Origin of the sequence: Paraburkholderia sp. RL17-373-BIF-A, assembly GCF_046030175.1 — a bacterium.
GTDB lineage: Bacteria > Pseudomonadota > Gammaproteobacteria > Burkholderiales > Burkholderiaceae > Paraburkholderia.
Map to the genome: position 1 here is coordinate 1 of NZ_JARESO010000020.1, position 24,229 is coordinate 24,229.

Below are 24,229 nucleotides of genomic sequence, written 5' to 3' on the forward strand. Positions count from 1 at the left end.
CCCCCCCCCCCCCCCCCCCCCCCCCCGCCCCGGGGCGGGCGGGCCCCCCCCGCCCCCGGCCCCGCCCCCCCCCCCCCCCCCCCGAAAATGCAAAGGGCGTGGTGTTCGAAGCGTCGAACTGAAAGTATCCCATCTATCCCGCTTCGAAGTCGGCTGGCTGCGCGGCCGGTGACGCGAGTCAGCGTCGCTATAATGATTCGTCGTCCTTTCCTCGCTCATCGACCGCTCCTCGCCATGACATCCGACCACACCGATCCTTCCCGCGACAATCTCGAGCTCGGCGGTTCCGTCTGGTTTCAGGCGGGCGCGCAGACGCTCGGCGGCGCGTCGCGGATCGCGCTGCTCGCGGCGATCGGCGAGACCGGCTCGATCACCAGCGCGGCCAAAGCCGTCGGCATGAGCTACAAAGGCGCGTGGGATGCCGTCGATACGATGAACAATCTCGCCGGCGAGCCGCTCGTGGTGCGCCTGACCGGCGGCAAAGGCGGTGGCGGCACCACGCTGACGCCGCGCGCCGTCAAGCTGATCGAGACGTTTCGTGCGGTGGAGCGCGAGCACCAACGCTTTCTCGAACGCGCGGGCGCGGCGATCGAAGGATTCGCGACGGACTGGGATCTGATTGGCCGCATCGGCGTGAAGACGAGTGCGCGCAATCAGCTGTATGGCACGGTGTCGGCGATCACGCGCGGCACCGTCAACGACGAAGTCGTGCTGACGCTGCCCGGCGGCCATGCGATTGTCTCGGTCATCACGCATGAAAGCACCGAGACGCTGGGCCTCGTCGAGGGCGCGGCGGCGTTCGCGTTAATCAAGGCGTCGTGGGTCGTGCTGCTCGTCGACAACGAAAGCGGCGCGCCGCTCAAACTCTCGGCGCGCAATCAGTTGCGCGGCACGGTGCAGAGCGTGAAGCGCGGCGCGGTGAATGCCGAGGTGTCGCTGGTGCTGGATGGCGGCGCGGTGATTACCGCGGTCGTCACGAATGAGAGCGTCGACACGCTCGGCCTCGTGGAAGGCGGGAGCGCCGTCGCCGCGTTCAAGGCGTCGAGTGTGATTCTCGGGGTAAAGGACTGAGCGCGCGAAACGCTAACGATCGAGTCAAGGCTCGCTGTGCGCATAGCCGGCGAACGGATGATCCTCGCGCACGCAGCCATCGCTGACCTGCACGACCTGATCGCCGAAAGCGGCGACATCGTCGGGATCGTGCGTGATCAACACCATCGGAATATCGAGCCGTGTCTGCAGATCGGACAACTCGCGGCGCATGCGCTGACGCAAGGCGCTGTCGAGCGCCGAAAACGGCTCGTCCAGCAACAGCACCTGAGGTTGCGCGACGAGCGCTCGCGCCAGCGCCACGCGCTGCTTTTGTCCACCGGAAAGCTGCGCCGGATGATTGCCCGCCACGCTCTTCAACTCCAGCGCATCGAGCCAGTAATCGATCTGCGGATGCGCGATCCGCTTGCGCGGATTGAGCCAACCCTGCTGCAAACCGAAGCCGATGTTCTGCCGCACATTCAGATGCGGAAATAGCGCGTAATCCTGAAACAGATAGGCGAGCTTGCGCGCCTGCGGTTTCAGATCGACGCCGCGCGCGCTGTCGAACAGCGCGTTGCCATGCAGCGTGATCGAGCCTTCGTCGGGACGCAGCAGGCCGGCGATAGCCTGCAACGTCAGACTCTTGCCCGCACCCGACGGCCCGAACAGCACGACGCGTTGTGAGGTCGCCTTGAAGGCGACGTCGAGCGTGAAGCGGCGCTCGGCGCTCTGGAAGGTCTTGCGGATGTCGACGGCGAGCAGCATATCAACCTGACTTCAACAACGTGTGCTGCGGCACGAGACGCCCCGCGAGCAACAGGATCACGACACACGTCACCGAGGTCACGAGCACGAGGAAATTCGCGGTGCTGTCGTCGCCGGCCTGCACGGCTGAATACACCGCTACCGACAGCGTCTGCGTGCGTCCCGGCAGATTGCCCGCGATCATCAGCGTCGCGCCGAATTCGCCGAGCGCCCGCGCGAACGCCAGCAGGCCGCCGGCGAGAATGCCGCGCGCGGCGAGTGGCAGCGTCACGCGAAAGAACACGGCCGTTTCGCTGACGCCGAGCGTGCGCGCGGCGCGCTCGAGTTGCGGATCGACGGCCTCGAAGGCGGCGCGCGCCGATTTCAGTACGAGCGGAAACGCCACGACCGTCGACGCGATCACCGCGCCCTGCCAGGTGAACACCAACTGGATATCGAAGCGGTCGAGCCAGCCGCCGATCACGCCACGCCGTCCGAGCAGAACGAGCAGGTAATAGCCGAGCACGGTGGGCGGCATGACGAGCGGCAGCATCAGCAGCGAGTCGATCACGTCGCGCGCGCCGGAGCGCCAGCGCGACAAACCGAAGCCCGCCGCGACGCCGAATACCAGATTGAGCGCGGTGGCCCAGCCCGCCACTTTCAACGACAGCAGAAGCGGAATCCAGGCCTGTTGCATGAGCGTGAGTCGTCCCGGTGAAGTTAGTGCGCGGGCTTGAAGCCGTACTTGGCGAGCACGGCCTGGCCGGCCGGCGACAGCACGAAGTTCATGAACGCTTGCGCGTCCGCTGCGTGGCGGCTGCCTTCCACTTGTGCGATCGGATAGGTGATCGGCGTTTGCGTCGGCACGTTGAGCGCGACCTTGACCTTGTCCGGCATGACGGCGGCGTCGGTGCTGAACACGAAGCCGGCGTCGACTTCGCCACGCGACACGTAGTCGAGGCTCTGACGCACGTTCGAGGCCAGCACCGCCTTCGCGCTCACCGCATCCCACACGCCCGCGGCCTGCAGAGCGCCCTGGGTGTATCGGCCGACCGGCACGGAAGCCGGATCGCCGTACGCGACGCGCTTCACGCTCGCCGAAGTCAGATCGTTCAGACCGGTCGGCGCGAAATGGCTGTCGGTCGGCACGATCAGCACCAGTGAATTAGCGGCGAAGTCGCGGCGCGTGGCCGGCACGATCACTTTTTCGGCGGCGGCCTTGTCCATGGCCTTTTGATCCGCGGACGCGAACACGTCGGCGGGCGCGCCCTTGACGATCTGCTGCATCAGTACGTCGGAGGCGCCGAAGTTCAGCAGCACCTTGGTGCCCGGATGCTGCTGCTCGAACACTTCACTGACCGCCTTGAACGCGTTGGTCAGGCTGGCGGCGGCGGAAACCACCAGTTCGTCGGCGTGCGCGTTGGCGCTGATGGCGACGGAGACAGCGCTGGCGACGAACAGCGCGTGCTTCAGAAGGCGGCGGGAGAGTGTCATGAAGGATTGGAAGTCCGGCGTGAACCGGATCGGCGGGTTAAAACGCTATCGTAATATATGAAAGGTTATAACGGTGGCCCATGACAATTATTCAGCCGTGCGCATGAAGCGGCTCGTCGAGCAACGGGAGATGATTCAGGCGTCGGACGAATGCGGCGGCGCCAGCGTGTTGAGCGTTTGCGACAGCGGCGCCGTGGCCGGACGGACATCGCGTACCGCCTTCCACTTCGCGCGAATGAACGGCCGGTCATGACCGGACACTTTCAGCGCGATATGCGTGACCCAGCGCTGCGTCGGTACGTGCACGCCGTGCACCAGCACCGCGAGGACCATCATGCTGACGGCGACGGGCAGAACCGACAGCCGGCCCGGCTCCGCATGCCACGCGAGGCGGACGAACACCAGCGCCGCCAAGGCGCCGGTCAGGCAGCCGGTAATGGCTTCAGACGGCGAGTGAGCGCTCAGCACGACGCGCGACAACCCCACCGCGATCCCCGCGGCAAGGCCGAGCAGCACGCCGGCAAGCCGGATGCCTGGACGCGCCGGCAACAGTATGAGGAACAGCACGACCGGATAGACCGCGGTGGACAGCATGGCATGGCCGCTGACGCCGGTGAAGTCCAGCTCTCGCACGCCGACACCCCAGCCGAGGAATGCCAGCTTCGTCACCGTCACAATGCCGATGGCTGCGCCGAGCAGTAGCAGCCAGCCCGCCGCCATCCGCCATGTGTAGCCGACCGCCAGCCACACCGCGATGGCAAACGCGAGCGGCAGCGTCATGCCGGCGCCGCCGAGGCTGGTGATCGAATACCAAAGGTGGGCAGGTAAATCGGGCATGGCAAAAAGCGCGACCAAGGCCGCGTAGAATCGGGTTGGTGGTGGGTTAACGCGCGAGCGGCGCAAATCGCCGACTCGGCCGGCGCGGCGTAAGTCGCGCGCGGCAAAGAATCAACCGCCAGTATAGACGGGTGCTGCAGGGCGGCGCGCCGCGCACGTAGCTTTTTGCCGCTTAACGTTAGCTGACGAACAAGTGATAAAGATTCGGCCGACAAATGGCAGATAAACAGCGGACGAGCCTTGCCGGGCTTTGACGCCAGCCTCGTGACAAGGTTAGCCGAGCGGAAAACTCGGTCCCGGATAGGATTCCAGGGTTCCAGCATCGCATGAGGATTGGTGTTATTGTGCATTGCACAACAAAGCGCCGTTCTACCGGACGGACCCTGTCCCTTTTTGCGAGGTTTTCCGCCAATGGCAAAAAGTCTATCGAAAATCTGGCTGCGCGGTCTGAAGCGGCTGCTCGCGATCCAAACCGAGCACGCCCGCAAAACCACCAAGCGCACCACGACGCGACCGGCCCGGCCCGCCACCAGTAAGCCGTCCACCAAACTTCGCCCGGTCAAGCTGGATGCGGTGGTGCGTGCGCCCGCCAAGCGCGAAGTGCCGCGCGCCGCCGCCCGCGAGTCACGGGTGCGTCCGCGCGCGTCGGCATGGGCAAGCGGCTCGTGGACGCGCTCGTTCCACTCGGCGCCCGCCGCGCCCGGCCGGCTCGTCAATCATCTTCAGTACGGCTTGTATGTCCCGACGGGCCATGCGCTCGAGGCCATGCCGCTGGTGGTGATGCTGCACGGCTGCACGCAGTCGATCGACGAATTCGCCGAAGGCACGCGGATGAACGTGCTCGCCGACCGCTTCGGCTTTGCCGTGGTCTATCCGGAACAGTCGAAGCACGTGCACTCGCACCGCTGCTGGCATTGGTACGACGCCGGCGATAGCGCCGGCGGTGCCGAAGCGCGAGCGGTGGTGTCGCTGGTGGACGCCTTGGTCGCGCAGCATGGTTTCGACAGCGAGCGCGTGTACGTCGCCGGAATCTCTGCTGGCGCCGGCCTGACGGCGCTTCTGGCCGTCAACTATCCGGAGCATTTCGCAGCGGTCGCGCTGCATTCCGGCCCCGCTTTCGGCGAGGCGCGTTCCGGCGTCGCGGCGATGGACGTGATGCGGCGCGGTGCGCGCCGCGAACCGGCCGAACTGGTCGACGAAACCGCCGACGTGGCGCGTTACCCCGGCATGCCGGCCATCATCATCCACGGCGACGCCGACCATGTGGTCTCGCCGATCAATGCCGACCAACTGGCCGTGCAGTTTCTCCGTTTGAACCGCATCGTCGACCAGAACGGCGCGCGCAAATCCGGTGAAGTCCGCGAGGACCGCAAGGGCGGCGTGGTCATGCGCGACTACCTGCGCGGCGGACGGCGCGTGGTGCGGCTGTGCCGTGTGCAAGGGCTTGCCCATGCCTGGAGCGGCGGCGACGACGCCGTGCCGTTTCATTCAGCCAAAGGTCCCGACGCAAGCGCCATGGTGTGGGAATTTTTCAAGCACCAGCGCCGCACAGGCACAGGCCGTATCGCGGAAGCCGACGCAGCGGCCTCAGCGGGCGCACGGTGACGTTGGAGCAACACTTCGAAATGAGTGCTGGCGCGGTCCTAGGGTTTTCCCTATAATACGGGTTATCCCTTAGGCGTTACCGCCTAAACTCATTGCCGAGGTTGACCATGTATCTGCTTAGCCGCCTGTTTCTGTTTCTGACCAAATCGCCCGATCAACTCGCGAAAGAACGCGCTGACGCTTTCCTCGCCGAAGCAACGGATCTGTACGATCTGGAATTCCGTATGCGTAAGCTGGACCGTGAGGCGAACCTTCGCCAACCGTCGTGGATGAGCCAGCACTAAGCTGCGCAAGTCAAAAACATCGGCGCGGATTGCGACGCCGGTGTTCGGGTGAGGCGCCCAAGCTGTCGCAGATTGTCGCAAGCGCTCAGACAGCCGGATTCAATTGCCACAACGCGTGATTCAACACCGCGGCGAACGCCACCCAGGCGACATAGGGCATCAATAGTCCGCCTGCCCAGCGGTCCCGTCGCCAGAATGCGCATGTCAGCGCGACGATCAATATCAGCAGTATCAAAATATCGGCCAGCGCCACGCCCGGTCGATGCAGGCCGAAAAAGAGCCACATCCAGGCCGCGTTGAACAGCAACTGCACCAGCCATAAAACGATCGATGCGCTCAGGCCGTCGCGTTTCCACACGCGCCAGGCGGCAATCGCCATCAGCACATACAGCACCGACCACGCCGGCGGGAACACCCAGTCCGGCGGATTGAACGCGGGCTTTTGCAGCGCCACGTACCAGGCGTCAGGCAAAAACCGGCTCGCAACGAACGCGGCTGCGAACGCCAAAACAAGAAACACCAGCAGCGACGGCAATCGGCGCATCCCCGAGTCTCCCTCAGATATCTAGAATCAAAGCAAAGCGGCGTAAGCGGGTGCTCACTTGCCGAAACGGGCCAGCGTGCGCGCCCGCGCTTCGGCATGGTCGACGATCGGTGCCGGATAGTCCTTGCCCAATACCACGTCGAATTCCGCGAGCCGGTCCGCTCCCGCCAGCCACGGCGCGTGAATCCACTTCGACGGCAGCTTCGCGAGCTGGGGCAAATAGCGTTTGATAAAGCGTCCTTCGGCGTCGAATTTTTCGGACTGCGTGATCGGATTGAAGATCCGGAAATAAGGCTGCGCGTCGCATCCCGTCGACGCCGCCCACTGCCATCCGCCGTTATTCGCCGAGAAATCGAAGTCGTTCAACTGTTCGGCGAAGTACCGTTCGCCGAGCCGCCAGTCCACGCCCAGATCCTTCACCAGGAAGCTCGCTGTCACCATCCGCAAGCGGTTGTGCATATAGCCGGTGCGATTCAGTTGCAGCATCGCGGCGTCGACGAGCGGGTAGCCCGTGCGGCCGTCGCACCACGCGGCGAACGCTTCGTCCGCCTCCGGGCCCTGTTCCCAGCGCAGCCGGTCGTACTCTTCCTTGAACGACGCGCCGCTTGCGAGCCGCGGATGATGCGCCAGGATCATGAAGTAGAAGTCTCGCCAGATTAGCTCCGACAGCCACGTCGCGGAGCCTTGCCCGTCGGGTTGCAGCGACATCTCGTGGGCGAGGCGCGCAAGTGTGCGAATCGAGACCGTCCCGAAGCGCAGATGCATCGACAGGTAGCTCGGGCCTTTGGCGGCGGGGAAGTCGCGCCGGTCCTTGTAGCTGTCGATACGCGTCGCGAAGTCGTCGAGCAGATGCTGCGCGCCGCTCATGCCGGTGGGCAGGTCCAGTTCCGCCAGGTTGCTCGGCGCAAAGCCGAGTTGAGCGAGCGTCGGTAACCGGCGGTCCAGCTTCGACGGCGCGGCCAGATGCTTCGTGTAGGTTTCCACGGGATACGGCTTCAGATCGAAGACCGTCAGTTGCCTGAGCCATGCGTTCTTGTACGGCGTGAATACCGTGAACGGTTTGTTCTGGCCGGTGAGCACCTCGTCGCGCTCGAAAATCACCTGATCCTTGAACGTCAGCCACTGGCGTCCAGCTTCAGCGAGCCGCTCGCGGACCGTCTCGTCGCGCCCGATGGCGACCGGCTCGTAGTCGTGATTCGCGAAAACCGCGTCCACGCCGAGTTCGTCGGCGAGCTTCGGCACCAGGTCGCTGGGGTCGCCGTACAGCACGATCAAGCCGCCGCCATTGGCGCGTAATGCTTCATCCAGTTCGCCCAGCGCCCCAAGAATCAACTCGATGCGGCGATCCTGCGGCTGCGTATCGGGATGACGAGCCTGCCACGCGTCGACCAGCGGCTGCAGGATCGTCGTGTCGAACACGAATACGCACCACACGCGCTCGCAATGCTTGAGCGCGTAGTAGAGCGCGGCGTTGTCCGTGCTGCGCAGGTCGCGGCGAAACCAGACCAGACCGGTGTCGAAGGAGTCGTTCAGTTGTCGGACGCGTGTCATCAGGAACGTGGAGAGTGGAACTAAGTTGGATGCCCGCGCTATCGCCGGCCGAGAGCGCTGCACGCGACGGTATGGCCCTGCGTCGCACATCGCATGCCGCGTCCGCAAACGGCACAGCGCCCGCCCCTATTGTGCAGGGTGCGGGCGCCGTGCGTGGCAGGCGGTGAGGTTTTCCGCGCCGCTCAAGCGGTTCTTTAGCGATGCATCGAATCCGTCGCTTACGCGATTTGCAAGCGGACGTCGACGTTGTTACGCGTGGCGTTCGAGTACGGGCAGACCTGATGCGCTGCCTCGACCAGTTCCTTGGCCGCGCCGGCGTCCAGACCCGGCAGCGAGACGCGCAGATCGATGTCGAGTGCGAAGCCGCCCTTGTCGTTCGGGCCGATGCCGACTTCCGCCGTGACTTGCGTGTCCGCCGGCAAGGTCTGCTTCTTCTGGCCGGCGACAAACTTCATGGCGCTCAGGAAACACGCCGAGTAGCCTGCTGCAAAGAGTTGTTCCGGATTCGTACCTGCTGCGCCGGTGCCGCCCAGTTCACGCGGTGCTGCCAGCTTAACGTCCAATGCATTGTCCGACGATACTGCACGGCCGTCGCGGCCACCGGTGCTCGTTGCGCTTGCTTTGTAGAGGATGTTCATGGTGCTGTTCCTATGTCTGGGTTGTCAGGATCTGCAAATTTGCCGCTCTTTGCCGAGCCCGCCGTTCTGGCGGAGCGCTGTCGCAGCGGCATGTGAGTAAGATAGTACACAAATCATTTGTGTGCAAATGAATTTTTGCATCATAGCGATAGCGCACGTTTTGCAACGGGCCGACTAGAGGTCCATGTAATCGTTGAGGGTGGTGCGCAGGCGAGTCAGGTCGTCGCGCAAACGCAGCAGAAATTCGGGCGTCTGCTGGGTTGCGCACAAGATTTCCGCGGGCACTTCGCGCGCCTGGCGCTTGAGCGCCGTGCCGGCTTTGGTGAGCCGGATATACACGAGACGCTCATCTTCGACGCCGCGCACCCGCTCCAGCAGCCCTTGTGTCTCGAGGCGCTTGAGCAGCGGCGTGACCGTCGCCGAGTCGAGGTTCAGGCGCGCGGCCATGTCTTTGACCGTGACGTCGTCGCTCTCCCACAGCACCAGCATGGCCAGATATTGCGGATACGTGAGGCCCAGCTTATCCAGTAGCGGCTTGTACGCCTTCGTCATGGCAAGCGAGGTCGAGTAGAGGGCGAAGCAGAGTTGCTCGTCGAGCGTGAAGGGCAAAGCGGGGCGCTGGGTCATGGTGCATCTCGTATAAAAGAGCGTGCAAATGGATTGCGCGCAAACCATTGTGCCGCAAATCGGCACAGTTTGACGAGTGCAGCTGGAGATTCAGGAAACGGCGAGGGCATGCGCTGCCGAGGGGCAGCACAGGCGCGGGCGCCAGAACAGCGCCCGCGCCCGAACGGAACTCAAGCCGCTGGTGTGGTCGGCAAGTCCGGTGCTTCGGGCGTTTGCACGCCAAAGCAGCCGCGATAGGTCGCGTAGAACGAGCAGTACAGCATCGTGGTGACGATCATCGTGGCGGGCATCAGGATCGCAAACGCGAAGTCGCCCGCGCCCAGCGCCTGCATCAGCGCCGACAAGCCGAGCGACACCGTCAACGCCACCGCGAACCACAGCGCGCCGAACACGATAAACGCACCGCGGTTGCGCCAGCAACTGACGAGGCTGAAGAACATCGCCTTGACGGGCGGCACGTCATGCCACGCGGCGAGAATCGGCGAGAACCAGAAAATCATCGCCACCGGAATGTAGACCGCGAAGGCCGTGATCACCGCCAGCGGGATATTGCTGTTGGCGATCGCGTCCTGATCCATCGCGGCGGCGCCGAGCATGACCTTCAGCAGCATGCCGCCGTCGGCGAGTGCCGAAGCGGCCAGCACCAGCGCCATTGCGACGACGTAGAGCACGCCGAGCACCAGCAGCCGTTTGGCGACCACCGGGCCGTACGAGTGAAAGCCGTCCACCAGAATGGTCGGAAACACCGGTTTGCCGGCGATCGTGTTGCGGCACGCCGCCATGAAGCCGACCGCGACGCCCGGAATGAAGGCGAGCGGCAACACGCCGCCGACCACCGGAATCTGCGACACGAGCGTCATCACCAGCAGATAGGTGAAGAACAGCGTCAGGAACGCGAGCGGGTTCTTGCGGAACAGCCAGATACCCTGCCGGAACCACACATAGCCGGCTTTCGCGGGGACTTCGATCAGTTGCATGAGGTATGGATGCCTGGAAGTGCAACGCCGGTTAGGCGTTCGCGCAGAATGCGCTCGAAATGGCCGGGGTCGTGCGGTTTGAGCAGTTCGGCCGCGCGCGGCAAATGAAAATCATACAGGCGCGAGACCCAGAAGCGGTACGCGCCCGCTCGCAGCATGTCGCCCCAATGGCGGTTTTCTTCGACGGTGAAGGGGCGCACGGTCTGGTAGGCGCGCAGCATGGCTTCGGTGCGCGCGTCGTCGAGTTTGCCGGTGGCGAGGTCGACGCACCAGTCGTTGACCGTTACCGCCACGTCGAACAGCCACTTGTCGCAGCCGGCGAAATAGAAGTCGAAGAATCCGCCAAGGCGCACTTCGTGGCCCGTGTCCGGCGCGGCGTGCGCGAACATGGCGTTATCGCGGAACAGGTCGGCGTGGCAGGGGCCTTCGGGCAGCGCGGCGTAATCGGCCGAGGCGAAGAAAGCTTCCTGATGCGCCAGTTCCGACGACAGCAGATCGCGTTGCTCGCCTTCCAGAAACGGCAGGATGGTCGGCACGGTTTCCTGCCACCACGGCAGGCTGCGCAGATTCGGCTGATAGCCCGTGTAGTCGCGTCCTGCCAGGTGCATGCGCGCCAGCATTTGCCCGACTTCGATGCAGTGTTCGACGCCCGGCGCCAATTCCGGCGCGCCCTCGAGCTTGGTCACGATGGCGGCGGGCTTGCCATGCAAGGTGCCGAACAGCGCGCCGTCTTCGCGCGGCATGGGGTCCGGCACCGGCACGCGATGCGCAGCCAGATGCCGCATGAGGTCGAGATAGAACGGCAGTTGTTCGGCCGTCAGCTTTTCGAAAATCGTGAGGACGTATTCGCCGCGCGTCGTCGTCAGAAAGAAGTTGCTGTTCTCAATACCGGAGGAAATGCCGCGAAATTCGACGACGTCGCCGAGATCGTAATGGCTCATCCATTCTGCAAGTTGGGGTTCGGTGACAGCGGTGAAGACAGCCATGCGGGAAACGTCAGATCAGGTTGGTCGGGCTGGCGCGGTGCGGCCAGTGCGATGTGCGGCAAATTCGGTATCGGAAAAGCGTTCTTGCGGGGCCGTGAAACGCTGCGGCATTTCAACGCCTTACCACCAGCGTGAGACCCGGCAAGCAGACTGAGGCCCGGGACGGCGCCTCGCGGGCGCCTGGATCGGGGCGGCCCCCACACCGGGGCGCCGCCCCGGCATGCATCAATAGGCCAGGTGCACCGACGGCAAACGCGTGCTTGCACGGCCGTTGTCGCGCACGGTGGGCGACGTGTCGAGCGGCGCGCTCATCTGATAGCGCGTGCCGAGATTCGAATGCACGTTGATTTCGACGGGCTTGCCTTTGTCGCGGTATTCGGTGATTTCGGTGCCGTTGGCGCTGCGTTCGTAGAAGCTCGGCGTGCGCGGGACGTTGATTTCAACCTTCGAGCTGACCTCGGCGGCCGGACGATTGATCTTTTCCAGATCGGGCAAACCGGCCCGTTCGTTGGCGGACTGGGGCGCGCCGGGAGCCGGTGTATCGTCGACAGGCTGGGCAGCCATCGCGGCGTTGCCGAAGGCGAGGGCCAGCGCAACGGCGACGGGAAGGAGCGGCTTCATGGTGATTCTCCAATATGGTGCCCCGATTCTAGCAAATCCCACCTGGTCCTCGGGCGCGATCGCCTTATTTTGCGCCGCTTTCGTGCGGCGTGCGCGCAATCTTGCGAGCGGTGCCGTAGCGTGTGTTGCAGCACCGCCAGGTGATTTGGCGAGTCACGGTTCCGTGGTAATGTGGCCTCATCATTAGAGGCGAATGAAGATGAACAACGATACTAATCAACGCGCGGTGCAGACTCCCGCCAACAGCTTCCCAACCGAATCCTTCGACGACGCGACCGAGGCCGTCACCCGCCTCTCGGCGATCTACGAAGCGAACACTTCGTTTCTGCGCGACGCCTTCGCGCGCTATCGCCGCAACGAACTGTTCGAACGCCGGGTACGCGCCTGCTATCCGTTCGTGCGGGTGTGCACCGAGGTCAACACGCATATCGACTCGCGCCGTTCGTATGGCTTCGTCGCGGGTCCGGGCGTGTTCGAGACGACGGTCACGCGGCCCGATCTGTTCGGCAACTACTATCGCGAGCAATTGCGCCTGCTGGCAAAGAATCATCACGTGCAGATCGAAGTCGGCGTGTCGGACCAGCCGATTCCGATTCATTTCGCTTTCGCCGAAGGCATCCACCTCGAAGGCGATCTGGATCGCGAGCGCCTGTTCCTGATGCGCGATGTGTTCGACACGCCGGACCTGGCGCTGCTCGACGATCGCATCGTCAACGGCACGTATGAACCGCTGCCGGGCGAGCCGCATCCGCTCGCGTTGTTCACCGCGGCGCGGGTCGATTTCTCGCTGCATCGGCTGAAGCACTATACGGCGACCTCGCCCACGCATTGCCAGAACTACGTGCTGTACACGAACTACCAGTTCTATATCGACGAATTCGTCAAACTCGGCCGCACGATGATGGCCCATACCGGCGACGAGGAACTGCGCGCCTATCGCAGCGAATACACGTCGTTCGTCGAGCCCGGCGACGTGGTCACGTACAACGCGAATCTCGGCGAACAGGAGCAGGAAGGCACGGCGCCGCCACGTTTGCCGCAGATGCCCGCGTATCACCTGAAGCGCGCGGACGGCAGCGGCATCACGATGATCAACATCGGCGTCGGGCCGTCGAACGCGAAGACCATTACCGATCACATCGCCGTGCTGCGCCCGCATGCGTGGATCATGCTCGGCCACTGCGCGGGCTTGCGCAATACGCAGCGTCTCGGTGACTATGTGCTGGCGCACGGCTATGTGCGCGAGGATCACGTGCTCGACGACGACCTGCCGCTGTGGGTGCCGATCCCGGCGCTCGCCGAAGTGCAGGTGGCGCTGGAGCGCGCGGTCGCACAGGTCACGCAGCTGGACGGCGTCGAATTGAAGCGCGTGATGCGTACGGGCACGGTGGCGAGCGTAGACAACCGCAACTGGGAATTGCGCGATCATCGCGAGCCGGTGCAGCGGCTCTCGCAAAGCCGCGCGGTTGCACTCGACATGGAGAGCGCGACGATTGCCGCGAACGGCTTCCGTTTCCGCGTGCCTTACGGCACCTTGCTGTGCGTGTCGGACAAGCCCTTGCATGGCGAATTGAAGCTGCCCGGCATGGCGGATCAGTTCTATCGCGCGCAGGTCGATCAGCATCTGCAGATCGGCGTGAAGGCGATGGAGCTATTGCGGATGAACGGGCTGCATCGTTTGCATAGCCGCAAGCTGCGCAGCTTCGCGGAAGTCGCGTTTCAGTAAGCGGCTTCTTGGGCAGACAAGGGCGAGCGCCGCTTCCGCGCGCTCGTGCTCGATCAAAGTCAAAGCTGCCCGAAGCCCGCCAGCCCGATCAAACTGCCGACCGCCAGAAGCCACAGCGGATGAATGCGCGTCGTCATCGCCATGACAACGGTGAAGGAGGTGATCGCCCACGCGATGGCCGTCGTGTTCGACGCTTCGGCAATCAGCGCCGCGCTCGCCGCGATGATGCCGGCGGTCACCGGCATCAGTCCCAACTGCGCGTAGCGACGCCACGGGCGGTCCTTGAATCGCTCCCATGCATGCACCGCGAGGATCGTCACCAGCGACGACGGCCCGAACTTCGCCACCGACGTCACCAGCATGCCCGCCCAACCGGCCACGTGCCAGCCGATCAGCGTGACGATCATCAGATTCGGCCCCGGCGCGGCTTGCGCGAGTGCGAATAGCGCGCTGAATTCGCTGGCCGGCATCCAGTGATGCACGTCCACCACCTGACGCTGCATCTCCGGAAGAATCGTATTGCCGCCGCCGAACGCGAGCAGCGAAAGCTGACTGAAAATAACGGCGAGGGCAATGAGCGTCTCGTTCATCGTGCCCTCCTCGACGCGATATAGATGCTGAGCGGCGTCAACACCAGCATGGTGGGCAGAAGCGGCAGCCGCATGATCGCAATCGCAATGAAGCCGAGTGCCGCGATGAGCGCGGCCATTGGGCTACGCCGCAGCGGCAGCAGGATTTTCACGGCCATCGCGATCAACAGGCCGGCCGCGGCGGCGGCAAGACCCGCGAAAAGATGGCGAACGTACGGGTCGTTTTGCGTGTGCTCGTACAGCACGCCGAGGCCGATCACCACCAGCGACGGCCCCGCGATCAGTCCGAGCAGGCCGGCCAGCGCGCCCGGCACGCCGCGAAAGCGCATGCCCATCGCCACCGAGAGATTGATCACGTTGCCGCCCGGTAAAAACTGGCAGAGGCCCAGCAAGTCGGTGAATTCGTCGGCGCTCAGCCAGCGGCGTTGTTCGACCAATGCGCGCCGCGCCAGCGGCAGTGCGCCGCCGAAGGAGATCAGCCCGAGGCCGAGAAAGCCGCCGAAGATTTCCCGCAATGTGGGCGTAGGCGCCAGCACGGGCTCGGACGAGGTGAGATCGTGGTCCATATTGGTTAGCTTCCAGTTCAAGCTCAGGAGGTTAGCGCCGAACCGGCGTCGAGCAAAACGATTTTTGAGCACCGCCTTGTGATCTAGAATCACAAGCATGGCCCGAAACCTTCCTCCTTTTCCGGCGCTGCGCGCCTTCGAAGCCGCGGCGCGGCATGAGAGCTTCACCGCCGCCGCGAACGAATTGCATGTGACGCACGGTGCAATCAGCCGGCAGGTCGCCGCTTTCGAAACGTGGCTCGGCGTGCAGGTGTTCGAGCGTCGCGGCAAGCGCGTGCGCCTGACCGATGACGGGCGCCGCTACCTGTCCACCGTTCAGGCTGCGTTCGACAGCATCGCGCTCGCGACGGATCAACTGCGTGACACCGGCGTCGTCCGTATGCTGCGCGTGAATGCGTTGCCCACTTTCGCGATGAAATGGCTGCTACCGCGCCTGCATCAGTTCCAGCGCAAGGTGCCGAATGTGGAGCTGAGATTGGCGACGTCGAACGCGCCGGTCGAGACGCTGGATGGCTTCGACGTCGCGGTGCGGCGCGGTCCCGCGCATTGGGCCAACTGCGCGAGCGGCCATTTTCTCGGCGAGACCGAGATTCCGGTGTGCAGTCCCGTGTTATTGCAACGTTCGCCGATCAAGGTCGCCGACGATCTCGCGCGGCACGTGCTGCTGCATTCCGATACGCGTCCGGATGCCTGGCGCAACTGGTTATCGACGGCTGGGGTGACGGTGAAATGCCGGAAGAAGCAATCGTTCGATCACTTCTATCTGGCCTTGCAGGCCGCGGTGGACGGGCTCGGCGTGGCGCTCGGTCCGTTGCCCTTGCTGGCGGATGAACTGGCATCGGGACGGCTCGTGGTGCCGCTGGCGGGTCCGCGTATCGATGCACGCGGCTACTGGTGGGTGGCGAGACGCGAGGTCGCGGATGCACCGTTAGTGGCGCAGTTCTGCGAATGGCTGCAAGCGCAAGGCGATCAAACCGATGAAATGGAAACGGGCAGCCTCGAGGCCGCCCGTTAGCGTGCGCGTGTTCATGCACTGCGTTGCCTTGCGTCCACCTCGCGCAAGAGCGCGAAGCGGCAGCCTCACAGATAGAACATCCGGTCTTCGTCCGACTTGGTCGGCTGCGGCTCGGTTTCTTCGCGGTCTTCATAGAACTTCAGCACCGCTTCGAGCACCTGGTCCGGATCGTCGATGACCTGCATGAGGTCCATGTCGGTCGGATTGATCAGGCCCATTGGCGTGAGCGAGTTCTTGAACCACGCAAGCAGGCCTTCCCAGAACTCGGCGCCCACCAGAATGATCGGCACATGGCGCGACTTCTTGGTCTGGATCAGCGTGAGCACTTCGGCGAGTTCGTCCAGCGTGCCGAAGCCGCCGGGCATCACGATCACCGCGTCCGAGTTCTTCACGAACGTGACCTTGCGCGTGAAGAAATGGCGGAAGCGCAACGAGATGTCTTGCCACTGATTGCCCGATTGCTCGTGCGGCAATTCGATGTTCAGGCCGACCGAAGGCGCCTTGCCCGCATGGGCACCCTTGTTGGCCGCCTCCATGATGCCCGGGCCGCCGCCCGAGATCACGGCGAAGCCGGCGTCCGAGAGCTTGCGCGCGATTTGCGTGGCAAGTTTGTAGTAGGGCGAGTTCGGCTTCAGGCGCGCTGAACCATAGATGCTGACAGCCGGACGAATCTCCGAGAGGTACTCGGTCGCCTCGATAAACTCTGCCATAATCGTGAACATCTGCCACGATGCGCGGGCCTTTTTGGCCGTTGCGCGCTCTTGATCTGCGAGTGATCGCAGACTCGGAATCACTTTTCTCTTAGTCATAATGCCTGAAGAACGAAGCCTTGAAGGTAAGACCCTGCTATTGGTCGACGGTTCGAGTTATCTGTACCGGGCCTACCATGCGATGCCGGATCTGCGCAGCCCCGACGGTGGTCCGACGGGTGCGCTTTACGGGATGATCAACATGCTGCGGCGCATGCGCAAGGAAGTCACTGCAGAGTATAGCGCGTGCGTGTTCGACGCCAAGGGCAAAACGTTTCGCGACGACTGGTATCCCGACTATAAGGCGAATCGCCCGTCGATGCCGGACGACCTCTCGCGCCAGATCGAGCCGATTCATGTGGCCGTGCGCGCGCTCGGCTGGCCCTTGCTGATGATCGAAGGCGTCGAGGCCGACGACGTAATCGGCACCCTCAGCACCGAAGCGGAAAAGCGTGGCATGAATGTGATCGTGTCGACGGGTGACAAGGATCTGGCGCAGCTTGTGTCGGATCATGTCACCCTCATCAATACGATGACTAACGAAACGCTCGACCGCGCCGGCGTGCTCGCCAAGTTCGGCGTGCCGCCGGAGCGCATTATCGACTACCTGTCGTTGATCGGCGATACCGTCGACAACGTGCCCGGCGTCGAGAAATGCGGGCCGAAAACAGCGATCAAATGGCTGACGCAATTCGAGTCGCTGGATGGCATCGTCGCACATGCGGACGAAATTAAAGGTGCGGTAGGAGACAATCTGCGCAGAGCGCTCGATTTTCTGCCAATGGCGAGGAAACTCGTCACTGTCGAGCGCAACTGCGATATGACCGACCATATCGTGTCGATCGAGGAAAGCCTGCAAAGCCGGCCGGAATCGCGCGAGGAGTTGCGCGACGTGTTCACGCGCCACGGCTTCAAGACGTGGCTGCGCGAAGTGGAAATCGCGGACGCCGTGGAAGGTCCGGAAACGGATGTGGCGCCGGCTTTGTCGGTGGATCATGAGCGGCACTACGACACCGTGCAGACGTGGGAACAATTCGACGCGTGGCTCGAGAAGATCAACGCGGCCGAGCTGACCTCGTTCGATACGGAAACCACCTCGCTCGACCCGATGACCGCGCAGATCGTGGGCCTGTCGTTGTCGGTGGAAGCCGGCCGGGCGGCGTATGTGCCGCTCGCGCATCGCGGCCCGGACGCGCCCGTGCAATTGCCGCGCGACGAAGTCCTCGCGAAGCTCAAGCCGTGGCTGGAAAGCGCCGAGCACAAGAAGGTCGGCCAGCATCTCAAGTACGACGAGCAGGTGCTGGCGAACTACGGCATTGAAATGCGCGGTGTCGAACACGACACGCTGCTGCAATCGTACGTGGTCGAATCGCATCGCACGCACGACATGGACAGCCTCGCGCTGCGCCATCTCGGCGTGAAGACGATCAAGTACGAAGAGGTCGCGGGCAAGGGCGCGGGGCAGATCGGCTTCGACGAAGTCGCGTTGGACAAGGCCGCCGAATACGCTGCGGAAGATGCTGATATCACTTTGCGGCTGCATCAGGCGCTCTATCCGCAAGTGACTGCGGAGAAGACGCTCGAGTACGTCTATCGCGGGATCGAACTGCCGACCTCGCGTGTCCTGCGCAAGATGGAGCGCACCGGCGTGCTGATCGACGCGGAGAAACTGCGTCAGCAAAGCAGCGAAATCGCCACGCGTCTGATCCAGTTGGAAAGCGAAGCCTATGTGCTGGCCGGCGGCGAATTCAATCTGGGCTCGCCGAAGCAGATCGGGCAGATCTTCTTCGAGAAGCTGGAACTGCCGGTGGTCAAGAAGACGCCGAGCGGCGCACCGTCCACTGACGAAGAAGTGCTGCAAAAGCTCGCCGAAGACTATCCGCTGCCGAAGATTCTGCTTGAGCACCGTGGTTTGTCGAAGCTGAAGTCGACCTACACCGACAAGCTGCCGCGCATGGTCAACGCCACCACGGGCCGCGTGCATACGAACTATGCGCAGGCTGTGGCGGTCACGGGGCGCCTTGCATCGAACGATCCGAACCTGCAGAACATTCCCGTGCGCACCGGCGAAGGCCGCCGTATTCGCGAAGCGTTTATTGCACCGCCCGGACACAAGCTGGTCTCCGCGGATTATTCGCAGATCGAACTGCGCATCATGGCGCACATTTCCGGCGACGAATCGCTGCTGCGCTCATTCTCGCAGGGCGAAGACATTCACCGCGCCACCGCGGCGGAGATTTTCAGCGTGACGCCGCTCGAAGTGTCGAACGATCAACGCCGCGTGGCCAAGGTCATCAACTTTGGTCTGATCTACGGCATGAGTTCGTTTGGTCTTGCCGCGAACCTCGGCATCACGCGCGACGCAGCCAAGCTCTATATCGACCGCTATTTCGCGCGTTATCCAGGCGTGGCGCGTTATATGGACGAAACGCGTGTGAGCGCCAAGGCCAAGGGTTACGTCGAGACGGTGTTCGGCCGCCGCCTGTGGCTGCCGGAGATCAACGGCGGCAATGGCCCGCGCCGTCAGGCCGCCGAGCGCGCCGCGATCAACGCGCCGATGCAAGGCACGGCCGCCGATCTGATCAAGCTCTCGATGATCGCGGTGCAGGACTGGATCGAAGTCTCGAAGATCGGCACGCGCATGATCATGCAGGTGCACGATGAATTGATTCTCGAAGTACCGGACGCGGAATTGTCCGACGTGCGCAAGCGCTTGCCCGAGTTGATGTGCGGTGTCGCCGACCTGAAAGTGCCGCTGGTCGCCGAAGTGGGTGCCGGCCTGAACTGGGAAGAAGCGCATTGACGTGCGTGTGACGGGACGCGATATCGTCGTGCGCATGTCACACATGCGTATTGATGGCTTGTGACAACCCGTGCTGCTCGCGGACAATCGCTGAAAGACGGCGCTCATGTGAATCCTCATGGGCGCCGAACGACGCATAACCCATCGGCAAACACGGAGAGTTCAATGCATCGTTTTATCGTGGTTGGCGGAGGCGCGGGGGGATTGGAGTTGGCGACGCGTTTGGGCGATCGCTATGCACCCCACAAGAGCAAGGGCGGTGTGCGGGCGCAGGTCACGCTCGTCGACCGCAATCCGACTCATATCTGGAAGCCGCTCCTGCATGAAGTGGCGGCGGGCAGCATGGACCCGTTCACGCAGGAACTCGAATATGCCGCGCAAGCGCGCTGGCACGGCTTCGAATTTCAGCAGGGCGAACTGACGGGACTGGACCGCGCGAACAAGCGCCTCACGCTCGGCACCGTGCTCGACGACGACGGCGCCGAGTTGCTGCCCGAACGCCAGCTCGAATACGACACGCTGATCATCGCGATCGGCAGCACGACCGCCTTCTTCGGCGTCAAAGGCGCGCCTGAATTTTCCCTCGCACTCGATACGGTCAGCCAGGCCGAGCGTTTCCGCAAACGCCTGATCGCGGCATGCATGCGCGCCGAGCATCAAGTGCATGAACCGGTCGAATCGGGGCCGGGCACGTCGTCCACGGGCGAGCCGCGCATTCAGGTGGCGATTGTCGGCGGCGGCGCGACGGGTGTCGAACTGTCGGCGGAATTGCGCAACACCGCGCAGGTGTTGTCCGCATACGGCTTGCATAAGCTCGATCCGCGGCATGACGTCGGCATCGTGCTGATCGAAGCGGGGCCGCGCATTCTGCCGGCTTTGCAGGAACGGGTCTCGACCGCCACGGCCGAACTGCTCACCAAGCTCGGCGTGAAGCTGATGATCGGCGAAACCGTGGCCGAAGTCGCGCCCGGCATGATCCGCACCGCGAGCGGCAAAACGGTGCGCGCCGATCTGACGGTGTGGGCGGCCGGCATCAAGGCGCCGGCGATTTTGAGCGAACTCGACGGCTTGCCGGTCAACCGGCTGGGCCAACTCATCGTGCGCCGCACGCTGCAAACCGAAACGGACGACAACGTCTTCGCGCTCGGCGATTGCGCCGCCTGTCCGTGGCCGGGCAACGAGCGCAACGTGCCGCCGCGCGCGCAGGCGGCTCACCAGCAGGCGAGCTTTTTGATGAAGGCGCTGGCGGCGCGGCTCGAAAACAAGCCACTGCCGGAGTTCACTTATCGCGACTTTGGGTCGTTGGTGTCGCTCGGGCATTTCAGCGCGGTCGGTAATCTGATGGGCGGAGTGATCGGCGGCAATATGCTGATCGAAGGGCTGTTCGCGCGCTTCATGTATATGTCGCTGTACCGGCTGCATATCGCCGCGCTGCACGGCTACGCGCGGATGGTGCTCGATACCTTCGCGCACTGGTTGCGCCGCACCACGCTGCCGCGGGTCAAGCTGCACTGACGTGCGCCGATGCGCCCGGCCGGCCCGGGAACGTTGCATCTGCAACAGGATGCGTGTCAGGCGTATCCTGTTGCCTCCAACGTTCAACCGAGGAGTGCCCGCATGCTGAAACCCGATATCGACAGCCTGGTCCCGCACGTCCCCTTCAACCGACGTACTTTCATTAAAGCCGCGCTCGGCACCGGCTTCGCCGCCGCCGTGCTGCCCGTCTCGGCGCAAACCATTCATACCGATACTGACGGCCTCGAAGCCGGCGAAATCGCGGTGCGCTCCGGCGACACGCTGGTGCCGGCCTATCGCGCGCAGCCGAAGGGCAAGACGCACTTGCCGGTGATCATCGTCGTGCACGAGATTTTCGGCGTGCACGAGCATATCGCCGACGTGTGCCGGCGCTTCGCCAAGCTGGGCTATCTCGCGATCGCGCCGAATCTTTTTGAACGGCAGGGCGATCCGACCGTTCATGCAAGCATGCAGCAGATCAGCGCGCTAGTGGTCAGCAAGGTGTCGGACGACCAGGTGATGGGCGATCTCGATGCCACCGTCGCCTGGGCCGGAGAGCATGGCGGCGATCTGAACCGGCTTGGCGTGAACGGCTTTTGCTGGGGCGGGCGGATTGCGTGGCTGTACGCCGAACATAACCCGCGACTGAAGGCGGGTGTCGCCTGGTACGGACGGGTAACGGGCGAAAAGAACGCGATGATGCCGGCGAATCCGCTCGATCAGGTCGCGCAACTTCATGCGCCGGTGCTGGGGCTTTACGGGTTGCAAGATCAGAGCATCCCGCAGGACACGCTCGAACAGATGAAGCAGGCCATCGCGCAAGGGCCGCAAGCGGGCCGTGGTTCGCAGTTCGTCGTGTATGACGATGCGGGCCACGCGTTTTTCGCGGATTACCGGCCGAGCTACAAGAAGGCCGATGCCGAGGATGGTTGGCGCCGTGTGCTGGTGTGGTTCAAGCAGCATGGGGTGGCTTGAGGCGGTCCCCGCTCCCTCGCTTGCGATAAAAAAAGGCCGTTGCCGCTTTCGGGGCGGCAACGGCTTTTTGCTAACGACGTGCTGTGGCTTTCGCTGGGACGCTCAAGGATTCGGGCCCGTCGCGATGGGCCGCTTCGGGTCGGAACTCCACTCGCTCCACGATCCCGCATACAACGCGGCGCCGTGCAGGCCGGCAACTTCCATCGCCAGGGCATTCACGCATGCCGTCACGCCCGAGCCGCATTGCAGCACCACGTGTTCCGGCGGCGTGTCGGCGAGCAGCGCGTGGAATTCCTCGCGCAACGTATGAGCCGGTTTGAAGCGGCCGTCGGCGGTGAGGTTGTTCTTGAAGAAGCGGTTGAGCGCGCCGGGAATGTGGCCGCCGATGCGATCCAGTGTCTCGTTCTCACCGCGATAACGGTCGTCTGCGCGCGCGTCGACCACCACGTGTTCCTTCGAGCCGAGATTGCGCTCGACCGTTTGCGCGTCGACCGTGACGGACAGCGGCGCGCCTGCCTTGAAGTCGCCGGTGTTCTGGGCCGGCGCGTCCTGCGTCAGCGGATGACCGCCGGCTTCCCATGCCTGCAGGCCGCCGTCGAGCAGCGCGACCGCGTCGTGACCGAGCCAGCGCAGCAGCCACCATGCACGGGCGGCGTACATGCCGCCTTGCGCATCGTACGCGACGACCTGCTGGCCCTGCTTCAGGCCGCGCGACTCCAGCGTCTCCACCAGCCGCGCACGATCCGGCAGCGGATGGCGGCCGTTGTGACCGTTCTTCGGCCCCGACAGATCGCGATCGAGATGCAGGTAATGCGCGCCCGGCAGATGCCCGGCCAGATAGGCTTTTTCGCCGGCTTCCGTGTCGGCCAGATCGAACCGGCAGTCGATGACGAACACGCTGCCCGGCGCGGCGGCAAGCCGTTCCGCGAGATTGGTCGCGGAAATCAGAGTGGTGTAGTGAGTGTGGGGCATGACGTCTCCTGTCGATCAGAGTTAGCGCTTTAGCGCTCGCTCGGGTCCCATGCAAAGCTCGATGCGGGCGATGGCGGCTCCGCTCGGCGGCTTGGCGCCGCCTACGGATGGCCAAGCTATCTTCTAAGTCTAAACAAAAAAAGACGGGTCGAAGCCCGTCTTTCCATGCATTGATCCTGCCGGAAGAATCTGGTGAATCTGGTTCGGCGCCACTCAGATCGTACCGAGTTCGCGCCGCAGGAATTCGTGGAAGTGCTGCATGCCATCTTCCATCGGGCTCTGATACGGGCCGACCTGCGATTCGCCGCGATTCATCAGCGCACGGCGGCCGGCGTCCATGCGTTCTGCGATCTCGTCGTCTTCGCGCGCCGTTTCCATGTAGGCGGCGCGCTCGGCTTCCACGAACTCACGCTCGAACAGCGCAATTTCCTCAGGGTAATAGAACTCCACCACGTTGGTGGTTTTCTGCGGACCGCGCGGAATCAGCCAAGATACCACCAGCACGTGCGGATACCACTCGATCATGATGCCCGGGTAGTACACCATCCAGATCGCGCCGAATTCGGGCGGATTGCCGCCGCGAAAGCGCAGCACTTCGTCGTGCCACTTGCGGTACGTGGGGCTGCCCGGCTGCTCGAGATCCTTGTGCACGCCAACCGTCTGCACGCTATACCACTCGCCGAACTCCCACGTCAGGTCGTCGCAATTGACGAAGCTGCCGAGGCCCGGATGGAACGGCGCGACGTGATAGTCCTCCAGATAGACCTCGATAAAGGTCTTCCAGTTGTAGTTGCACTCGTGCACTTCGACGTGATCGAACATGAAGCCCGAAAAATCGAAGTGTTCCTTGGTGCCGAGGCGCGCCAGATCGCGCGCGACGTCGCGCCCCTGCGCTTCGAACAGCAGGCCTTGCCAGTTCTGCAGCGACGTGGCGCCGAGATTCAGGCAGGGGTTATCCGCAAAATGGGGCGCACCGAGGAGCTGGCCGTTCAGGTCGTACGTCCAGCGATGCAGGGGGCAGACGATGTTCTCCGTCTGGCCGCGGCCGTTGAGCATGATGGCTTGCCGGTGGCGGCACACGTTCGACAGCAATTCGACTTGTGACTGCTGGTTACGGACGAGCACACGCCCTTCGCTCTCGCTCGGCAAAGCAAAATAATTCCCCGCTTCGGGCACCATGAGATCGTGGCCGATGTAACGAGGACCTTTCTTGAAAAGGGTTTCGATTTCGCGCGTTAGAAGCGCTTCGTCAAAGTAAGCCGTGACTGGCAGCTGGCTGTGGACAGACCGCAACTGCAATGCATTGCTCAGATTGGACATTCCCACTCCCGTGAAGACGTGAAAGCAGTGAACAACCCAACCATCGAAGATTCGATTT

General features: G+C 63.5%; 24 protein-coding genes. 8 read left to right on the forward strand and 16 right to left on the reverse strand.

Annotation, left to right across the window (positions count from 1 at the left end; all coding sequences use genetic code 11):
- The first annotated feature begins 234 nt into the window (after window positions 1–234).
- A complete protein-coding gene (locus P0D80_RS24015) occupies window positions 235–1,071 on the forward strand; it encodes a TOBE domain-containing protein (protein WP_408287006.1) in 837 nt (278 codons plus the stop codon).
- Between the two features lie 24 nt (window positions 1,072–1,095).
- On the opposite strand, the gene P0D80_RS24020 is transcribed toward P0D80_RS24015, so the two are convergent.
- The 4 genes from P0D80_RS24020 to P0D80_RS24035 all read right to left on the reverse strand — a co-directional run bounded on the left by P0D80_RS24020 (window position 1,096) and on the right by P0D80_RS24035 (window position 4,107).
- Window positions 1,096–1,797, reverse strand: a complete 702-nt coding sequence (locus P0D80_RS24020; RefSeq protein ID WP_408287008.1) for a sulfate/molybdate ABC transporter ATP-binding protein — start codon at window positions 1,795–1,797, stop codon at window positions 1,096–1,098.
- A gap of 1 nt (window position 1,798) precedes the next feature.
- Complete coding sequence (gene modB / locus P0D80_RS24025; RefSeq protein WP_132383700.1) at window positions 1,799–2,473, reverse strand: molybdate ABC transporter permease subunit; 675 nt, start codon at window positions 2,471–2,473, stop codon at window positions 1,799–1,801.
- Between the two features lie 23 nt (window positions 2,474–2,496).
- Window positions 2,497–3,270: a molybdate ABC transporter substrate-binding protein gene (gene modA, locus P0D80_RS24030; RefSeq protein WP_408287010.1), complete on the reverse strand. Its 774-nt coding sequence runs from the start codon at window positions 3,268–3,270 to the stop codon at window positions 2,497–2,499.
- A 135-nt stretch (window positions 3,271–3,405) separates the two neighbouring features.
- Window positions 3,406–4,107 (reverse strand): phosphatase PAP2 family protein, encoded by a 702-nt coding sequence (locus P0D80_RS24035; RefSeq protein ID WP_408287012.1) that lies wholly within the window; start codon window positions 4,105–4,107, stop codon window positions 3,406–3,408.
- 411 nt (window positions 4,108–4,518) lie between these two features.
- Here P0D80_RS24035 and P0D80_RS24040 point away from each other — a divergent pair, with 411 nt between their 5' ends.
- Together P0D80_RS24040 and P0D80_RS24045 are read left to right on the forward strand one after the other, a co-directional pair.
- Complete coding sequence (locus tag P0D80_RS24040; RefSeq protein WP_408287013.1) at window positions 4,519–5,712, forward strand: extracellular catalytic domain type 1 short-chain-length polyhydroxyalkanoate depolymerase; 1,194 nt, start codon at window positions 4,519–4,521, stop codon at window positions 5,710–5,712.
- A gap of 107 nt (window positions 5,713–5,819) precedes the next feature.
- Complete coding sequence (locus P0D80_RS24045; RefSeq protein WP_132383708.1) at window positions 5,820–5,996, forward strand: DUF3563 family protein; 177 nt, start codon at window positions 5,820–5,822, stop codon at window positions 5,994–5,996.
- 85 nt (window positions 5,997–6,081) lie between these two features.
- On the opposite strand, the gene P0D80_RS24050 is transcribed toward P0D80_RS24045, so the two are convergent.
- The 7 genes from P0D80_RS24050 to P0D80_RS24080 all read right to left on the reverse strand — a co-directional run bounded on the left by P0D80_RS24050 (window position 6,082) and on the right by P0D80_RS24080 (window position 11,940).
- Window positions 6,082–6,540 (reverse strand): TspO/MBR family protein, encoded by a 459-nt coding sequence (locus P0D80_RS24050; RefSeq protein WP_408287015.1) that lies wholly within the window; start codon window positions 6,538–6,540, stop codon window positions 6,082–6,084.
- A gap of 54 nt (window positions 6,541–6,594) precedes the next feature.
- Window positions 6,595–8,091 carry a cryptochrome/photolyase family protein gene (locus P0D80_RS24055; RefSeq protein WP_408287017.1) on the reverse strand — a complete coding sequence of 499 codons (1,497 nt, stop codon included), beginning with the start codon at window positions 8,089–8,091 and terminating at the stop codon, window positions 6,595–6,597.
- Between the two features lie 218 nt (window positions 8,092–8,309).
- A complete protein-coding gene (locus P0D80_RS24060; protein WP_408178493.1) occupies window positions 8,310–8,729 on the reverse strand; it encodes an organic hydroperoxide resistance protein in 420 nt (139 codons plus the stop codon).
- 174 nt (window positions 8,730–8,903) lie between these two features.
- On the reverse strand, window positions 8,904–9,356 hold the full coding sequence (locus tag P0D80_RS24065) for a MarR family winged helix-turn-helix transcriptional regulator (protein ID WP_408287018.1): 453 nt from the start codon (window positions 9,354–9,356) through the stop codon (window positions 8,904–8,906).
- Window positions 9,357–9,526: 170 nt separating this feature from the next.
- The gene (locus P0D80_RS24070; RefSeq protein ID WP_132383716.1) at window positions 9,527–10,333 is read right to left on the reverse strand and encodes a BPSS1780 family membrane protein; all 807 of its coding nucleotides are present in this window, start codon (window positions 10,331–10,333) and stop codon (window positions 9,527–9,529) included.
- On the reverse strand, window positions 10,324–11,319 hold the full coding sequence (locus P0D80_RS24075; protein WP_408178495.1) for a homoserine kinase: 996 nt from the start codon (window positions 11,317–11,319) through the stop codon (window positions 10,324–10,326). The genes P0D80_RS24070 and P0D80_RS24075 overlap by 10 nt, the downstream gene beginning before the upstream one ends.
- Window positions 11,320–11,544: 225 nt before the next feature.
- Entirely contained in the window at window positions 11,545–11,940 is a 396-nt protein-coding gene (locus tag P0D80_RS24080) for a hypothetical protein (protein WP_132383720.1), read from the reverse strand.
- Window positions 11,941–12,139: 199 nt separating this feature from the next.
- Between P0D80_RS24080 and P0D80_RS24085 the strand changes: the two genes are divergently transcribed.
- Window positions 12,140–13,666: an AMP nucleosidase gene (locus P0D80_RS24085; protein ID WP_408287020.1), complete on the forward strand. Its 1,527-nt coding sequence runs from the start codon at window positions 12,140–12,142 to the stop codon at window positions 13,664–13,666.
- Between the two features lie 59 nt (window positions 13,667–13,725).
- Here P0D80_RS24085 and P0D80_RS24090 read toward each other — a convergent pair whose 3' ends face one another.
- Complete coding sequence (locus P0D80_RS24090) at window positions 13,726–14,256, reverse strand: chromate transporter (RefSeq protein WP_132383722.1); 531 nt, start codon at window positions 14,254–14,256, stop codon at window positions 13,726–13,728.
- A complete protein-coding gene (locus P0D80_RS24095; protein WP_408287022.1) occupies window positions 14,253–14,822 on the reverse strand; it encodes a chromate transporter in 570 nt (189 codons plus the stop codon). The genes P0D80_RS24090 and P0D80_RS24095 overlap by 4 nt, the downstream gene beginning before the upstream one ends.
- Before the next feature lie 97 nt (window positions 14,823–14,919).
- On the opposite strand from P0D80_RS24095, the gene P0D80_RS24100 reads away from it, so the two are divergent.
- Window positions 14,920–15,837, forward strand: coding sequence for a transcriptional regulator GcvA (locus P0D80_RS24100; protein WP_408287024.1), 918 nt, complete (start codon window positions 14,920–14,922; stop codon window positions 15,835–15,837).
- A 65-nt stretch (window positions 15,838–15,902) separates the two neighbouring features.
- Here the strand turns inward: P0D80_RS24100 and P0D80_RS24105 are convergent, their stop codons facing one another.
- Window positions 15,903–16,646, reverse strand: a complete 744-nt coding sequence (locus P0D80_RS24105; protein WP_106282655.1) for an LOG family protein — start codon at window positions 16,644–16,646, stop codon at window positions 15,903–15,905.
- Window position 16,647: 1 nt separating this feature from the next.
- Here P0D80_RS24105 and polA point away from each other — a divergent pair, with 1 nt between their 5' ends.
- The 3 genes from polA (at window position 16,648) to P0D80_RS24120 (ending at window position 21,879) form a co-directional block, all read left to right on the forward strand.
- Entirely contained in the window at window positions 16,648–19,389 is a 2,742-nt protein-coding gene (polA, locus tag P0D80_RS24110; protein ID WP_408287026.1) for a DNA polymerase I, read from the forward strand.
- A gap of 165 nt (window positions 19,390–19,554) precedes the next feature.
- On the forward strand, window positions 19,555–20,904 hold the full coding sequence (locus P0D80_RS24115; protein ID WP_132383728.1) for an NAD(P)/FAD-dependent oxidoreductase: 1,350 nt from the start codon (window positions 19,555–19,557) through the stop codon (window positions 20,902–20,904).
- Window positions 20,905–21,006: 102 nt separating this feature from the next.
- Window positions 21,007–21,879 carry a dienelactone hydrolase family protein gene (locus P0D80_RS24120; protein ID WP_408287028.1) on the forward strand — a complete coding sequence of 291 codons (873 nt, stop codon included), beginning with the start codon at window positions 21,007–21,009 and terminating at the stop codon, window positions 21,877–21,879.
- A gap of 102 nt (window positions 21,880–21,981) precedes the next feature.
- Here P0D80_RS24120 and P0D80_RS24125 read toward each other — a convergent pair whose 3' ends face one another.
- Window positions 21,982–22,851, reverse strand: a complete 870-nt coding sequence (locus P0D80_RS24125) for a sulfurtransferase (protein WP_408287030.1) — start codon at window positions 22,849–22,851, stop codon at window positions 21,982–21,984.
- Between the two features lie 213 nt (window positions 22,852–23,064).
- Window positions 23,065–24,171: an aromatic ring-hydroxylating oxygenase subunit alpha gene (locus P0D80_RS24130; protein ID WP_408229591.1), complete on the reverse strand. Its 1,107-nt coding sequence runs from the start codon at window positions 24,169–24,171 to the stop codon at window positions 23,065–23,067.
- Window positions 24,172–24,229 lie beyond the last annotated feature (58 nt).